At 69.6% G+C, this 15149-nt stretch carries 11 protein-coding genes; 6 read left to right on the forward strand and 5 right to left on the reverse strand.

The window, feature by feature from the left end:
- Window positions 1–92: 92 nt before the first annotated feature.
- From AC1PLR_RS15265 to AC1PLR_RS15280, 4 genes are all read left to right on the forward strand, one after another.
- A complete protein-coding gene (locus AC1PLR_RS15265; protein ID WP_010344377.1) occupies window positions 93–968 on the forward strand; it encodes an outer membrane protein assembly factor BamD in 876 nt (291 codons plus the stop codon).
- 269 nt (window positions 969–1237) lie between these two features.
- Entirely contained in the window at window positions 1238–2182 is a 945-nt protein-coding gene (locus AC1PLR_RS15270) for a hypothetical protein (protein WP_481101531.1), read from the forward strand.
- Between the two features lie 52 nt (window positions 2183–2234).
- A complete protein-coding gene (locus tag AC1PLR_RS15275; protein WP_481101532.1) occupies window positions 2235–2972 on the forward strand; it encodes an ATP-binding cassette domain-containing protein in 738 nt (245 codons plus the stop codon).
- A gap of 41 nt (window positions 2973–3013) precedes the next feature.
- The gene (locus tag AC1PLR_RS15280) at window positions 3014–4471 is read left to right on the forward strand and encodes an ABC transporter permease/substrate-binding protein (RefSeq protein ID WP_481103615.1); all 1458 of its coding nucleotides are present in this window, start codon (window positions 3014–3016) and stop codon (window positions 4469–4471) included.
- Window positions 4472–4695: 224 nt separating this feature from the next.
- Here the strand turns inward: AC1PLR_RS15280 and AC1PLR_RS15285 are convergent, their stop codons facing one another.
- A complete protein-coding gene (locus tag AC1PLR_RS15285; protein ID WP_481101533.1) occupies window positions 4696–5904 on the reverse strand; it encodes an aminotransferase class V-fold PLP-dependent enzyme in 1209 nt (402 codons plus the stop codon).
- Window positions 5905–5974: 70 nt separating this feature from the next.
- Here AC1PLR_RS15285 and egtB point away from each other — a divergent pair, with 70 nt between their 5' ends.
- Together egtB and egtD are read left to right on the forward strand one after the other, a co-directional pair.
- Window positions 5975–7264, forward strand: a complete 1290-nt coding sequence (gene egtB, locus AC1PLR_RS15290; RefSeq protein ID WP_481101534.1) for an ergothioneine biosynthesis protein EgtB — start codon at window positions 5975–5977, stop codon at window positions 7262–7264.
- Window positions 7261–8244 (forward strand): L-histidine N(alpha)-methyltransferase, encoded by a 984-nt coding sequence (gene egtD, locus AC1PLR_RS15295; protein WP_481101535.1) that lies wholly within the window; start codon window positions 7261–7263, stop codon window positions 8242–8244. The genes egtB and egtD overlap by 4 nt, the downstream gene beginning before the upstream one ends.
- A gap of 196 nt (window positions 8245–8440) precedes the next feature.
- Here egtD and AC1PLR_RS15300 read toward each other — a convergent pair whose 3' ends face one another.
- From AC1PLR_RS15300 to sucC, 4 genes are all read right to left on the reverse strand, one after another.
- Window positions 8441–10078 (reverse strand): NAD+ synthase, encoded by a 1638-nt coding sequence (locus AC1PLR_RS15300; protein ID WP_481101536.1) that lies wholly within the window; start codon window positions 10076–10078, stop codon window positions 8441–8443.
- A gap of 456 nt (window positions 10079–10534) precedes the next feature.
- The gene (locus tag AC1PLR_RS15305) at window positions 10535–12592 is read right to left on the reverse strand and encodes a pyrroloquinoline quinone-dependent dehydrogenase (protein WP_481101537.1); all 2058 of its coding nucleotides are present in this window, start codon (window positions 12590–12592) and stop codon (window positions 10535–10537) included.
- A 378-nt stretch (window positions 12593–12970) separates the two neighbouring features.
- Window positions 12971–13846: a succinate--CoA ligase subunit alpha gene (gene sucD, locus AC1PLR_RS15310; protein WP_010342226.1), complete on the reverse strand. Its 876-nt coding sequence runs from the start codon at window positions 13844–13846 to the stop codon at window positions 12971–12973.
- Window positions 13847–13868: 22 nt separating this feature from the next.
- Window positions 13869–15038: an ADP-forming succinate--CoA ligase subunit beta gene (gene sucC, locus AC1PLR_RS15315; protein ID WP_010342227.1), complete on the reverse strand. Its 1170-nt coding sequence runs from the start codon at window positions 15036–15038 to the stop codon at window positions 13869–13871.
- Window positions 15039–15149: the final 111 nt, after the last annotated feature.

Here is a 15149-nt window from a genome sequence, read left to right on the forward strand (position 1 = left end):
AAAGGAGGGTCGCGGCGGCCGTAGTCAGTCGCAGGACAGGCCACTAGGCTATCATCGCCCCTTCGTATTCCTGCCCTGCCGCGCCCGAACCCATGATCCGACGCTCCGTCCCGCTGTCCGCGCACGTCCGTTTCATCGCCCTGCTGCTGGTCACGCTGGTCGTGGCGACGGGTTGCCACCGTCAAAAGAAGAACCCCGAAGAAGGCATGCCGGTGGAGCAGCTCTACCAGAAGGCGCACGGGCAGATGGAGACCGGCAACTGGGCCGGCGCCGAGAGCAGCTTCAAGCGGCTGATCGCGCAGTACCCGTACGGCAACTACACCGAGCAGGCGATGATCGAGAGCGCCTACGCCCAGTACAAGGCCGGCAAGCACGACGACGCTGTGTCGACCATCGACCGCTTCATCCGTACCTACCCGACCCAGCGCAACATCGCCTACATGTACTACCTGCGTGGGCTGTCCAACTCCAACCGCGACACGGTGTTCCTGCGCCGGGTGTGGTCGCTGGATCCCAGCCGCCGCGACCTGTCCACCCCGCAGCAGGCCTACGCCGATTTCAACACCGTCGCCGAGCGCTACCCGAACAGCCGCTACGCCGCCGACGCGCGCGCGCGCATGATCGCCCTGCGCAACGTGTTCGCCCAGCACGAGCTGGACAACGCGCTGTACTACCTGCGCCGCGACGCCTGGGTGTCGGCCGCCTCGCGCGCCACCTACCTGCTCGAGACCTACCCGCAGAGCGCCTACCAGAACGACGCGGTGGCGGTGCTGGCCGATGCCTACACCCACCTGGGCAACAAGACCCTGGCCGCCGACGCGCGTCGCGTGCTCGAACTCAACGATCCGCAGCATCCGTGGCTGACCGGCAACTGGCCGAAGTACCCGTGGATGATCCGCAAGCTCAACCCGTTCGCCGGCGAGAAGTCCGCCGCCACCGGACAGTCGAATTCGCAGATGCAGCGCTGATCCACCGCGCCGGCACGATGCACACCGACAGGGGCCGCAAGGCCCCTGTCGCGTTCTGGAGGGCGATCGCTGCGGCCTCCCTGCAAGGCGAGCAGATCCGAACCGGTACACGCCACGAACGCCGCGCAGCAGCGCAACGACGCCGGGCCAGCCTGGCGCTGCGGACTGCGACGCATGCCCCAATCCGGACGATTGTCGGCCAGGCCACTGCGCAGGCTTGCTAGGCTGCCCGCACACCTCCTCCGTGCCGATCCGCTGGGACCATGCCCATGCCCATCCTGCGCCCGCTGCTGTGGTTGTTCGCCGCCGTCCTCGCCGCCGCCGCCCTCCCGGCCGCCGCGACACCGGCCATCGTGTACGGGGTCAATGGCCACGACGGCCGCCAGGCCTACCCGCTCAGCCAGAGCGAGGCGGTGTTCCGCCTGCTCGATCAGCGCAACCTGCGCAGCTACCGGTTCGACGTGGACCCGCGCAACTTCACCGTGCTCGACCGGCTGGTGCAGCTCTCGCGCCAGTACAACATCGCGCTGCGGCCGATGGTGTACCCGATGTCGCGCGAGATCGGCTACGCACTGGCGCGCCGCTATGCCAACGACATCAAGGTCTGGGAGATCGGCAACGAGCAGGACCTGGACCGTGCCGCCGCGCCGGCGCGGATCGCGGCGATGACCAAGATGTACCGCGGCATGAAGCAGGCCTCCGACGAACTGGGCGCCGGCCTGCAGTTCACCATCAACATCACCGCCTGCAACAGCGACGATCATTCGGCCACCGCGCGCTGCCCGGGCGACCGCAACGGCTCGCTGTGGTTCCTGGACCAGGCCAAGGCCGCCGGCTTCGACTTCGACCGGATCAGCTTCCACTACTACGCCTTCCACGGCGAGCGCGGCTACTGGATGGACCTGTATCTCGGACAACTGCGCGCCGCCGCGCAGAAATACGGCACCAAGGTCTACGTCAACGAGCTCAACTGCGCCGAGATCTACACCGGCAACACCGATGGCGGCCATCCCGGCGACGGCGCCTGCTACGACAGCGTGGCGGAGCTGCTGCAGACCCTGCGCAGCGACTACGCCGACGTGGTCGCCGAGATCAATCTCTACGAACTGCTCGACCAGCCTGACCAGCAGGGCGCGGAAGCGCATTTCGGCCTGATGTACGACCTGAGCCGGCCGAAACCGACGCTGGACCTGCTGACCGACGCCGTGCGCTGAGCCGGCCGCGTCTTCGCGCGGCGTGGTCGCCGCCTGCGGCTATGCTGCGGCGATGTTCGAACTGCATCGGGTCACCCGCCGCTATGGCGACATGCTGGCGCTGGACCGGGTCGATCTCTGCATCGCCACCGGCCGCACCACCGCCTTGATCGGCCCCAGCGGCGCCGGCAAGTCCAGCGTGCTGCGCCTGCTGTTGGGGCTGGAATGGCCGGATGGCGGCGAGGTGCGCTTCCAGGGCGAACCGCTGCGCCGCGCCACCCTGCTGGCGCAGCGCCGGCGCATCGGCTACGTGATCCAGGAAGGCGGGCTGTTCCCGCACCTGACCGCACGCGACAACGCCGCCTTGCTGGCGCGCACACTGGGCTGGACGCGGCCGCGCATCGCCGCGCGCCTGCACGAGCTGGCCGAGTTGTGCCGGCTGCCGGAAGCGCTGCTGGCCCGCTACCCGGCCGAGCTGTCCGGCGGCCAGCGCCAACGCGTGGGGCTGATCCGCGCGCTGTTGCTGGACCCGCCGGTATTGCTGCTGGACGAACCGCTGGGCGCACTCGACCCGATCGTGCGCCACGAACTGCAGACGCAGATGCGCGAGCTGTTCGCGCTGCTCGGCAAGACCGTGGTGCTGGTGACCCACGACGTCGCCGAAGCCGCCTACCTGGGCGACACCCTGGTGCTGATGCGTGGCGGCCGCGTGCTGCAGGAAGGCAGCGCGCGCCAGTTGCTGGAGGCGCCGGCCGATCCGTTCGTCGGCCAGTTCCTGCAGGCGCAGCGCACCCTGGAGGATGCGCGGTGACGTCGCCCGGCGTGCGCTGGCGCGCGATCGCGTTGGTCGCCTTGGGCGGCCTGGCCAACCTGCTGGGACTGCCCGCCGCTGCCGCCGACGCCAAGGTGGTGGTCGGCTCGAAGAACTTCACCGAAGCGGTGGTGCTGGGCGAGATCGCCGCCGGCGCCGGGCGCCAGGCCGGGGTGGAGGTCGAGCACCGGCGCCAGCTCGGCGGCACCCGCATCCTGTGGCGCGCGCTAGAGCAAGGCTCGATCGACGCCTATGCCGAGTACACCGGCACCCTGGCCGCCGAACTGCTGCAGATGCCCGGTGCCGACGACGCCGCGCTGCGGCAGGCGCTGGCGCAACGCGGCCTGGCGATGAGCGCACCGCTGGGTTTCGACAACACCTATGCGTTCGGCATGCGCCGGCAGCGCGCGCAGGCGCTGGGCATCGTGCGCCTGTCCGACCTCGCCGCGCATCCGGCGCTGAAGTTCGGACTGAGCAACGAATTCGTCTCGCGCGCCGACGGCTGGCCCGGCGTGCGCGATGCCTACGGCCTGCCGCAGGTGCCCACCGGCCTGGACCACGACCTCGCCTACCGCGCGCTGGACAGCGGCGCGATCGACCTCACCGACCTGTACAGCACCGACGCCGAGATCCCCGCGCACGACCTGCTGGTGCTGCAGGACGACAGGCATTACTTCCCGCGCTACGCCGCGGTGTTCCTGTACCGCGCCGACCTGGCGCAGCGCGCGCCGCGCTTCGTGCAGGCGCTGCAGGGACTGGGCGGACGCATCGACGCGGCGACCATGCAGCGGCTCAACGCCGAGGCCAAGCTCGACAAGCGCGCCGAGAGCGCCATCGCCGCGCATTGGCTGGGCATCGCCGCGCCGGCCGAAGACGGCCGCCTGCCAAGGCTGCTGCAACGCACCCGCGAGCACCTGGCGCTGGTCGGGCTGTCGCTGGGCCTGGCCCTGCTGGTGGCGCTGCCGCTGGGCATCCTGGCCGCGCATCGGCCACGGCTCGGCCAGGCGGTGCTGGCCCTGACCGGCGTGCTGCAGACGCTGCCGTCGCTGGCGGTGTTCGTGTTCATGATCCCGCTGTTCGGCATCGGCGCCAAACCGGCGATCGCCGCGCTGTTCCTGTACAGCCTGCTGCCGATCGTGCGCAACACGCACGCCGGCATCACCGGCATTGCGCGCGAACTGCGCGAGACCGCCGCCGCGCTGGGCCTGCCGCCGGGCACCCGACTGTGGCGGATCGAACTGCCGCTGGCGCTGCGCACCATCCTCGCCGGCATCAAGACCGCGGCGGTGATCAATGTCGGCACCGCGACCCTGGGCGCGCTGATCGGCGCCGGCGGCTACGGCCAGCCGATCCTCACCGGCATCCGCCTGGACGATCTCGGCCTGATCCTGGAAGGCGCGGTGCCGGCCGCGCTGCTGGCGTTGCTGGTACAAGGCCTGTTCGAGCTGCTGGAGCGCGTGCTGACGCCGCGTGGGTTGCGCCTGGCGGCGCGGCGGTAAAGCGGGCGCCGCACCTGGAGAGTTGAGTGTGTGCCGGCCCGTCGGCAGCACAACACGCATCACACCGACATGGAGGTCGCGGCTGAAGCCGCTTCTACGGCATGCGTGCCGCGTCTGTCGTAGGAGCGGCTTCAGCCGCGACGAACGAAGGCATGCATCTCAACTCGATCGACGATCCGGATCGGTCGTCGGCCGCCGACAGACGACGCTCGCACACGCGTGCTTCAGGCACGCACCACCGCCACCATCTCGCGCGCCAGCCCGCGCATCGCCTCCGGCGTCAGTTGCAGGTACGGCGCGATGCGCAGCGCGCTATGCCGATGGGTGCAGATGACCTGCGCGTGCTGCAGCCATGGCAGCAACACCGGCATCGTCGAGGCCGGCGGACGCAGCGCGTACAGATGCGGCGCGTGCCCCGACGCGATCCAGTCGCCTGCGCCCAGCGTCTGCAGTTCCGCATCGAACGCCGCGCCAAGCGCGCCGAGTCGCTGCGCGATGCGTGCCGGCTGCCATTGCTGCACCTGCTGCAGCGCCGCGCTGGCCATCGCCAGCCGCAGCGGATCGGCTACGCCGCCGGCATCGAAGCGGCGCGCGCCGCTGCGGTAAGATGGCGGCGCCTCGGCCGGGAATTGCCAATCCGCGCCTGGATCGCGCGCCTGCCAGTGCTGCTCGAACGGGACGCCGTGCGCGCGCCAGTGCGGCGAGGCCCACAGCCATGCCAGCCCCATCGGCCCGAGCAGCCATTTGTGCCCGACCGAGACCACGAAATCCGGCCGCCAGGCGTCCAGCCGGACCGGCAGCACGCCCAGGCTCTGGCTCAGGTCCAGCACCAGCATCGCGCCGGCCGCATGCACGCGCGGCGCGATCCGATCCAGATCCAGCAGACCGCCGTCGCGCCAATACGCATTCGGCAATGTCGCCACACGCACGCGCGGCTGCGCGTCGAGCGTGGCCAGCACCGCGTCGGTCCAGTCCTGCGCGGGTGCCCGCCGCACCACCGCGAGGTGTGCGCCGCTCTCGGCGCAGCGTTGCTGCCACGCCAGCAGGTTGGACGGAAACTGGCCATCGAGCAGCAGCACCGCATCGCCGGGCGCCAGCGGCACCTGCTGCGCCGCGATGGCCAAGCCGTAGGCCGCCGACGGCACCATCGCCAGGCCTTCGCTGTCGCCCGCGAACACGGTGTCTGCCGCCAGCGCACGCAGGTCTTCGATCTGCGCGCGCCAGGCATCGAAGGAAAGCGTCCACGGCGCGATCGACTCGGCCAACGCCGCCTGTCCGGCGGCCAGCGCACGGTGCAGGCGCGGCCCCTTGCTGGCGGTGTCGAGGTAGCGCACTCCGGCCGGCAAGGCGAACGCATCCGCCGCGGCATCTAGGTCGACCAGTTCGCCGGCGCAAGCCGGACCGGCAGCATGGGGCGAGGCGATCGTAGACATCTGCCTAGGGTAACGCCACGGACCGCGACGCGTGACGGTCCGTTCACGCCCCAGCGCTAAGACTGCATCGATGCAAGCGATCTCTCCGGCGTCACCGCCCTCGCCCATCGCGTCCCCCGCGACGCTGGCCGAGCGCCTGCGCCGCGTGCGCGCCCGCAGCCGTCATCTCGCCGCACCATTGAGCGAAGAAGACGCGATGGTGCAGAGCATGGACGACGCCAGCCCGGCCAAATGGCATCTGGCGCATACCACCTGGTTCTTCGAGCGTTTCGTGCTCGGCGCCGATCCGGCATACCGTGCCCGCGACCCGCAGTGGGACTACCTGTTCAACAGCTACTACCAGAGCATCGGTCCGGCGCATGCGCGGCCGCATCGCGGCCTGCTGTCGCGGCCATCGCTGGCGCAGGTGCTGGATTACCGCGCGGAGATCGAAAGCCGCGTGCTGGCGCAGTTGCAGGCCGGCACGCTGGAGCCGCAGACGCTGCAGATCCTGGAGCTGGGCCTGCAGCACGAGCAGCAGCACCAGGAGTTGCTGCTCACCGACATCAAGCACGCGTTCTGGCGCAATCCACTGGGCCCGGCCTATCGCGCCGACCTGGCGACGCAGCACGCACCGGCGTCCCCGCTGCGCTGGCTGCAGCGCGACGAACAGATCAGCGAGATCGGTGCCGCGCCGTGGCCGGCGCATGCCGACTTCGCCTACGACAACGAATCGCCGCGGCATCGCGTACTGGTGCCGGCGCATGCGCTGGCCAGCCGCCCGGTGAGCAATGCCGAATACGCCGAGTTCATCGCCGATGGCGGCTACCGCACGGTCGGGCTGTGGCTCAGCGACGGCTGGGCCAAGCGTTGTGCTAAGGACTGGCAGCGCCCGCTGTACTGGCATGCCGACGGCGCGCGCGAATTCACCCTCGGCGGCTGGCGCGAGCGCGATCCGCACGCACCGGTGTGCCATCTCAGCCTGTTTGAGGCCGATGCGTTCGCGCGCTGGGCCGGCGCACGCCTGCCGACCGAGGCGGAGTGGGAACAGGCGGCCGCCGGCGTCGCCATCGCCGGCAACTTCGTCGAGACCGACGCGCTGCACCCGCGATCGGCGGCGCCGACAGACACCGGTCTGCAGCAGCTGTTCGGCGATGTCTGGGAATGGACCGGCAGTGCCTACCTGCCCTATCCCGGCTTCCGTCCGTGGTCGGGCACCCTGGGCGAATACAACGGCAAGTTCATGAACGCGCAGTGGGTGTTGCGCGGCGGCAGTTGTGCCACGCCGCACGATCACATCCGCGCCAGCTACCGCAATTTCTTCCCCTCCGATGCGCGGTGGCAGTTCGCCGGCGTGCGCCTGGCCAAGGATCCCGCATGAATGCCGCAACCGCCCGTGCCCTCACCGAAGCCGCCCTGACCGACCTGCATCCGCAGCCGGACGACATCACCGCCGATGCGATCGCTGGCCTGTCGTGCAGCCCCAAGCAGTTGCCGTCCAAGTATTTCTACGACGCCGAGGGCTCGCGCCTGTTCGAGGCGATCACCCGCCAGCCCGAGTACTACCTGACCCGCACCGAGCTGGACCTGCTGGAAGCGCGGATGCCGTCGATCGCGCAGGCGGTGGGCACCGGCGCGCACGTGGTGGAACTGGGCAGCGGCAGCGGCCGCAAGACCCAATTGCTGCTGGATGGCCTGCGCATGCCGGTGGCCTACACCCCCATCGAAATTTCCCGCGACATGCTGATGTCCAGCACCGCGCGGCTGGCCGAGCGCTTCCCGCACATCCAGATGCTGCCGGTGTGCGCCGACTTCACCACGCCGGTGGCGCTGCCGGCGCCGCAGCGCGGCGCGCGCCGCACCCTGGTGTTCTTCCCCGGCTCGACCCTGGGCAACTTCACTCGCGAGGACGGCATCGCCCTGCTGCGCTCGATGCGCCAGACCATGGGCGCGGACGGCTGCGCGCTGATCGGCATCGATCTGGTCAAGGACACGGCGCTGCTGGAGGCCGCCTACAACGACGCCGCCGGGGTCACCGCCGAATTCACCCTGAACCTGCTGCGCCGGCTCAACCGCGAGATCGGCAGCGATTTCGATCTGGCGCAGTTTCGCCATCATGCGGTGTACTCGGAGGCGCGCGAGCGGATCGAGACCTTCCTGGTCAGCCAGTGCGCGCAGCAGGTGACCGTGGCCGGGCGCCGCTTCGATTTCGCCGGAGGCGAAGCGATGCAGGTCGAATACAGCCACAAGTACACCGACCAGAGCTTCGCAGCGATGGCCGCCGAAGCCGGCCTGCGCGTCAGCCATGGCTGGAATGCGCAGGACGACGCGTTCGGGCTGCGGTTGTTGCAGACGGTCTGAAGGGCGGGGATTGGGGATTTGGGATTGGGGATTCGCAAAAGCAACTACAGCGCGCGATGCCGTAGCTTGCTGTCAACAACCCACCTCGTAACATTTCTCGTAGGAGAGGCTTCAGCCGCGACGCGCTTTACCAGCAAGGTCCGTCGCGGCTGAAGCCGCTCCTACAGATGAGACAGATGCCAGGTCGACGACCGCGTCAGGCCTGGTACCCGTTGCTGATCGGATAGCGTCGCTCGCGTCCAAAGGCGCGGCGCGACACCTTCGGGCCCGGCGCGGCCTGGTGGCGCTTCCATTCGCTGATGCGCACCAGCCGCACCACCCGGTCGACCACCTCGGCGGCATAGCCGGCGGCGACGATCTCGTCGCGCGATTCTTCCTGGTCGACATAGCGGTACAAGATGCCGTCGAGCACGTCGTATGGCGGCAGCGAGTCCTGGTCGGTCTGGTTGGCGCGCAGTTCCGCCGAGGGCGGCCGCGCGATCACCGCCGGCGGGATCACCGGCGTGCCGCCGACCGTGTTGCGCCACTTCGCCAGGCCGAACACCTCGGTCTTGTACAGGTCCTTCAGCGGCGCATAGCCGCCGCACATGTCGCCGTAGATGGTGGCGTAGCCCACCGCGTACTCGCTCTTGTTGCCGGTGGTCAGCAGCAGGCCGCCGAACTTGTTGGCCAGCGCCATCAGGATCACGCCGCGGCTGCGCGACTGCAGGTTCTCCTCGGTGACGTCGGCCTCGGTGCCGGCGAACAGCGGGCCGAGCGCGCTCAACAAGCCCTCGAACGCCGGCTCGATCGCCACCGTCTCCAGCTTCACGCCGAGGACGCGGCACTGGTCCGCGGCCAGGTCGTTGGACAGGTCGGCGGTGTAGCGCGACGGCAGGCGCACCGCGGTGACGTTGTCAGCGCCCAGCGCGTCCACTGCCATCGCCAGCACCAGCGCCGAATCGATGCCGCCGGACAGGCCCAACCACACCTTGGAAAAGCGGTTCTTGGCGCAGTAGTCCTGCAGCCCGCGCACCACCGCGCGCCAGGCCAGAGCATCCATGCTCTCGTCGCCGTCGTCGGTCCAGCGCAGCGGCGCGAAGCGGCGCGCGGCGGTGTCGTACTCCACCACCAGCCATTGGTCGGTGAAGGCCGCCGCCGCCGGATGCACGGTGCCGTCGCCGTCGGCCACCACCGAGGCGCCGTCGAACACCAGCGCGTCCTGGCCGCCGACCACGTTGAGATAGGCCAGCGCCGCGCCGCTCTCGCGGCTGCGCTCGGCCAGCAGCGCGTCGCGCTGCGCATGCTTGCCGCGTTCGTAGGGCGAAGCATTGGGCACCAGCACCAGTTCCGCGCCCGCCCGCACGGTCGCCGCCAGTGGCTCCGGGAACCACAGGTCCTCGCAGATCACCAGGCCGACCGGTGTGCCCTTGACCTCGAACACGCAGTTCTCGCCGTCCGGGTCCACGTCGAAATAGCGGCGCTCGTCGAACACCGCGTAGTTGGGCAGTTCGCGCTTGCGGTAGGTGCGTTCGATGCGGCCGCCGCGCAGCACGCTGGCGGCGTTGTAGACCACGCTGCCGGCGCTCTGCGGCCAGCCGACCACCGCGACGATGCCGCGCACCTGCTCGGCGATGCGCTGCACCGCGCGCTCGCAGTCGGCCAGGAAGCCCGGCCGCAGCAGCAGGTCCTCCGGCGGATAGCCGCTGACCGCCAGCTCCGGGAACAGCACCACGTCGGCGCCGTACTCGTCGCGCGCCTCCTCGATCAAGGCGATGATGCGGTCGGTGTTCTGGGCCACGGCGCCGACCGGGAAATCGAATTGGGCCATGGCGAGGCGGAGGGAGGCGGACATAGGCAACCTTGCAGGAACGGATGGAAGACCGTCAGGCGCCACGCGAGCGCATCGCACCTGCCGCGGCGCCGTTGCATCGCGCGGCGCCATGCGCAGTGTAGCGCTGTGCCGGGTTGCGGCCGATGATGCGCATGCCGCCACGCTGGAATGCGGCGTGCGGCCCGGGCAAGCCGCATCTTGGATGCGCACATGGCGACAGCCGCAGCGATGCCGCAGGACGCTCCCTCCGCTGCGTGCGCCCGAGAAAGCCGATTGGCCAGTCACCCGCGTCGCGACTGAAGTCGCTCCCACGATCGAGCAACATGCACGACCATAGACATCGCTGGCGCACGCACCGCGCGTCGTCGCCGAAGCCGCGCTCACGCCAGGGACAGCACGTGCCGAGGCGTCACTGTGGGAAGGACTTCAGTCCCGACTGCATCGCTCCGAAGCGCTGACCCGCCACCGCCATGTGCTTCAGCGGACGCCAGCACCAGCCCGCGCACGCCGCCGCCGGCGCCAACGCCGCACCAGCATCACCATTCCCACGCACAAACTCAGCGCGGCGAGGCCCAGCACCGCCATGCGCACGCCGACGCCATGCTGGAACACCACGTCCTTGCCTTCGCCGTCGAGCGTATAGGCGACCACGTAGTCGCCCATCGTGCCCATGCCCTCGCGCCCGCCGGCCGCGATCACCACGTATTGCTTGCCGCCCACCGCATAGACCGAGGGCGTGGCCTGGCCGCCGGCTGGCAGCTTTGCCTCCCACAGGGTCTTGCCGGTGGCGCTGTCTAGCGCGCGCAGGCGTGCGTCGGCGGCCGCGGCAATGAAGGTCAGACCACTGGCCGTGGTCACCGCGCCGCCGAGCAGCGGCGTGCCTACGTCCAGCGGCAGCCACGGCAGCTTCTCTTCCAGGGTGCCGAGCGGGCGTTCCCAGGCGATCTTGCGCGTGCGCAGATCCACCGCCACCAGGCGCCCCCACGGCGGCTTGACGCAGGGAATGCCGCCGGAGGAGCTCAGCATGCCGCGACGCATGTAGTACGGCGTGCCTTCCATGTCGTTGAACTGCTGGTCCGGATGGCGCGCGTGCTCGGCCTTGCTGAACTGCTCGCGCGGGATCAGCGCCACCTGCATCGGCAGGTCCGACACCGGCAGGATGGCCAACTGCCGTTGCGGATCCACCGCGATGCCGCCCCAGTTCACGCCGCCGGCCCAGCCCGGCAGCGCGATCGTGCCGCGCACGCTGGGCGGGGTGAACAGGCCTTCCGAGCGCAGCCCGGCGATCAGCGCGGCGCATTCGCGGCGCGCGCTCGGCGTCGCCCCCCAGGCATCGGCAGCGGTCAGCGGCGTATGCCGTGCCAGCCGCAACCCCGGCTCGGGCATCGGCTGGGTCGGCGAGGTGCGCTCGCCCGGCACGTCGGACGCCGGCACCGGCACCTCGCTGATCGGGAACAGCGGCGTGCCGTCGCGACGATCGAAGGCGAACAGGAAGCCGGTCTTGGTCGCCTGCAACACGGCCGCGCGCGGCCCCTGCGCGGTGTGCACCGTGGTCAGCACCGGCTGCGAGGCCAGGTCATAGTCCCACAGGTCGTGGTGCACCAGTTGCTGCGCCCACACCCGGCGGCCGCTGTGCAGGTCCAGCGCCACCAGCGAGTCGGCGTCGCGGTTGTCGCCCAGGCGCTCGCCGCCGTAGTAGTCGGGGCTGGCCGAGCCGGTCGGTACGTAGACCAGACCCAGCGCCGGATCCACCGACAGCGGCGCCCAGGCATTGCCGCCGCCGACCGTGGCCGCCTGCTCCGGCTGCCAGCCGGCCGCAGCCGCCTTGGCCGGATCGCGCGGCACCGGATCCCAGCGCCACAGCTCGCGGCCGCTGCGCGCGTCGTAGCCACGCACCACGCCCTGCTCCAGCGCATGCCCGCGGTTGTCGCCGATCGAGCTGCCGACCACCAGCACGTCGCCGGCCACCACTGGTGGCGAGGTCACCGCATAGTTGGCCCAGGCATCGCTGGCGTTGTCGTGCACGTCGATGCCGGCATGCAGGTCGATCGTGCCGTCCTTGCCGAACCCGGCGCAGGGTTTGCCGTCGGCGGCATCCAGCGCGATCAGCCGCGCATCCAGGGTGCCGTACACGATGCGCTCGCGGCACGCGCCCGCCGTCGCCTGGGTATCGCGCCAGAAACTCACACCGCGCGAGGCCGGGTCGCTGTAGTGCTTGTTGCGCGCGACCTTGGCATCGAACGACCACAGTGCGCGGCCGCTGGTCGCATCCAGGGCGAAGGCGATGCCGGTCCCGGTGGTGAGGTACATGCGCCCGCCCAGCACCAGCGGATTGGCCTCGAAGCGGCGCCGTTCCGGATCGGGCAGGCCCGCGCCGAGTTCGCCGGTGCGGAACGCCCAGGCGATGCGCAGCCGGCCGATGTTGTCCGGGGTGATCTGGGTCAGCGGCGAATACTGCCCGCCGCCGGGCGCGCCGGCATAACTGGCCCAGTCGCCTGGCGCCGCCGCGCAGATGCCACCGATACCCATCGCCATGCCCGCCCCGCATACCGCTGCCCGCCATCGCCTGATCACGCATCCGCTCCTGTCGCTGCCGAAGAAAGTGGCGCCAGTGTCGGAGTCGTGCCGGGCCCTGTCAGCGCAGCAGGGACGGCAACCCCAGGCCTGGGGACCAATGGCAGGTCGGCAGGGACGAATGGTGACCGCAGGGATGGCGCAAACGCTTGATTGCGCAGGGGGTGGTCGGCTGCAGCGCGTGGCCGTCCGCACCCGGCCCGCCACACCAGGCACGCCGCAACGATGCCGTACACCGGCCAACCGAAACGAAAAAGGCCCCGCTTGCGCGAGGCCTTTCCGGACAGCGGCGGCGACAGCGACAACCCGAAGGCGGGTCGCTGCCGCGGCGCTGACGCCTTACTTCACCAGCGAGGCGATCGCCGCGCCCAGGTCGCCCGGCGAGCGGACGGTCTTGACGCCAGCGGCTTCCATCGCCGCGAACTTGCCTTCGGCCGTGCCCTTGCCGCCCGAGGCGATCGCACCGGCGTGGCCCATGCGCTTACCGGCCGGGGCCGAGGCACCGGCGATGAAGCCGACCACCGGCTTCTTGACGTGCTTGGCGATGTACTCGGCACCGGCTTCCTCGGCGTCGCCGCCGATTTCGCCGACCATGATGATGCCTTCGGTCTGCGGATCCTCGTTGAACAGCTTGAGGCAGTCGACGAAGTTCAGGCCGTTGATCGGGTCGCCGCCGATGCCGATGCAGGTGGACTGGCCCAGGCCGACTTCGGTGGTCTGCTTGACCGCTTCATAGGTCAGCGTGCCCGAACGCGACACGATGCCGATCTTGCCCGGCTTGTGGATGTGGCCCGGCATGATGCCGATCTTGCACTCGCCCGGGGTGATCACGCCGGGGCAGTTCGGCCCGATCAGCACGGTGTCCGGATGCGAGCGGGTCAGCACGTTCTTGACGCGCAGCATGTCCAGCACCGGGATGCCTTCGGTGATGCAGACGATGACCTTGATGCCGGCCGCAGCCGCTTCCAGGATCGCGTCGGCCGCGAACGGCGGCGGCACGTAGATCACCGAGGCGTCGGCGCCGGTGCTCTGCACGGCATCGGCCACGGTGTTGAACACCGGCAGGTCGATGTGGGTGGTGCCGCCCTTGCCCGGCGTGACACCGCCGACGACCTGGGTGCCGTACTCGATCATCTGGGTGGCGTGGAAGGTGCCCTGCTGGCCGGTGAAGCCCTGCACGATCACCTTGGTGTTCTTGTTGATCAAAACAGACATTGGAGTTCCTTGGTGGCGTGGATCAGGCGGCGTTCTTGACAGCTTCAACGACCTTCTTGGCGCCGTCGTTGATGTTGTCGGCCGGGATGATGGCCATGCCGCTGTCGCGCAGCAGCTGCTTGCCCTCTTCCACGTTGGTGCCTTCCAGGCGCACCACGACCGGCACCTTGACGCCCACTTCCTTGACCGCCGCGATGATGCCCTCGGCGATCATGTCGCAGCGGACGATGCCGCCGAAGATGTTGACGAAGATGCCCTCGACCTTGTCCGAGGACAGGATCAGCTTGAACGCCTCGATCACGCGCTGCTTGTTGGCGCCGCCGCCCACGTCCAGGAAGTTCGCCGGCTCGCCGCCGTTGAGCTTGATCACGTCCATCGTGGCCATGGCCAGACCGGCGCCATTGACCATGCAGCCGATGTTGCCGTCCATGGTGACGTAGTTGATGTCCAGCTCCGAAGCGGTCACTTCGGTCTCGTCTTCCTGGGACTTGTCGCGCATGGCGACCAGTTCCTTGTGGCGGAAGTTGGCGTTGTCGTCGCTGTTGAACTTGCCGTCCAGCGCGTAGAGGTTGCCGTCGTCCAGGATGGCCAGCGGATTGATCTCCACCAGGGCCAGGTCCTTCTCGTTGAAGATGCGGTACAGGTTGACCATGATGCTGGCGAACTGGCCGGCCTGCTTGGCGGTCAGGCCCATCTTGAAGCCGATGTCGCGACCGTGGTAACCCTGCACGCCCTCGACGAAGTCGACGTTGAGCGTGTGGATCTTGTCCGGGGTCTCGGCGGCGACCTGTTCGATCTCCATGCCGCCCTCGGAGGAGGCGATGTAGCTGATGGTGCGGGTGCCGCGGTCGACCAGCACCGACAGGTACAGCTCCTTGACGATCTCGCCGGCGGTGGTCACCAGCACCAGGTTGATCGGCAGCTCGACGCCGGCGGTCTGGTAGGTGGCCATCTTGGTGCCGAGCAGCTTCTCGGCAACGGCCTTCACGTCGTCGGTGGTCTTGCAGAACTTGACGCCGCCGGCCTTGCCGCGGCCACCTGCGTGGATCTGCGCCTTGACCATCCAGGGGCCAGCGCCCAGCGACTTGGCGGCTTCAACCGCTTCTTCCGGAGTCGCCGCGACCTTGCCGGCCGGGACCGGGATGCCGTACTCGGCAAGCAGTTGTTTTGCCTGATATTCGTGGAAATTCATGCGTCACCGTGGGAAAAGGAACGGCCGTCCCGCAGCGATCCGGGCCCTGAGTGGCGGCCGGGAGCGGTACGGACGGGACGCCTATTGTCGCCGACCCAGGGCGGCGGCGCA

It is taken from the genome of Xanthomonas sp. NCPPB 3570, assembly GCF_056725115.1.

Coding starts and splice junctions, on each gene's coding strand:
- AC1PLR_RS15265 (WP_010344377.1), top strand. CDS start 93: ATGATCCGACGCTCCGTCCCGCTGTCCGCGCACGTCCGTTTCATCGCC.
- AC1PLR_RS15270 (WP_481101531.1), top strand. CDS start 1,238: ATGCCCATCCTGCGCCCGCTGCTGTGGTTGTTCGCCGCCGTCCTCGCC.
- AC1PLR_RS15275 (WP_481101532.1), top strand. CDS start 2,235: ATGTTCGAACTGCATCGGGTCACCCGCCGCTATGGCGACATGCTGGCG.
- AC1PLR_RS15285 (WP_481101533.1), bottom strand. CDS start 5,904: ATGTCTACGATCGCCTCGCCCCATGCTGCCGGTCCGGCTTGCGCCGGC.
- egtB (WP_481101534.1), top strand. CDS start 5,975: ATGCAAGCGATCTCTCCGGCGTCACCGCCCTCGCCCATCGCGTCCCCC.
- egtD (WP_481101535.1), top strand. CDS start 7,261: ATGAATGCCGCAACCGCCCGTGCCCTCACCGAAGCCGCCCTGACCGAC.
- AC1PLR_RS15300 (WP_481101536.1), bottom strand. CDS start 10,078: ATGTCCGCCTCCCTCCGCCTCGCCATGGCCCAATTCGATTTCCCGGTC.
- AC1PLR_RS15305 (WP_481101537.1), bottom strand. CDS start 12,592: ATGGCGATGGGTATCGGTGGCATCTGCGCGGCGGCGCCAGGCGACTGG.
- sucD (WP_010342226.1), bottom strand. CDS start 13,846: ATGTCTGTTTTGATCAACAAGAACACCAAGGTGATCGTGCAGGGCTTC.
- sucC (WP_010342227.1), bottom strand. CDS start 15,038: ATGAATTTCCACGAATATCAGGCAAAACAACTGCTTGCCGAGTACGGC.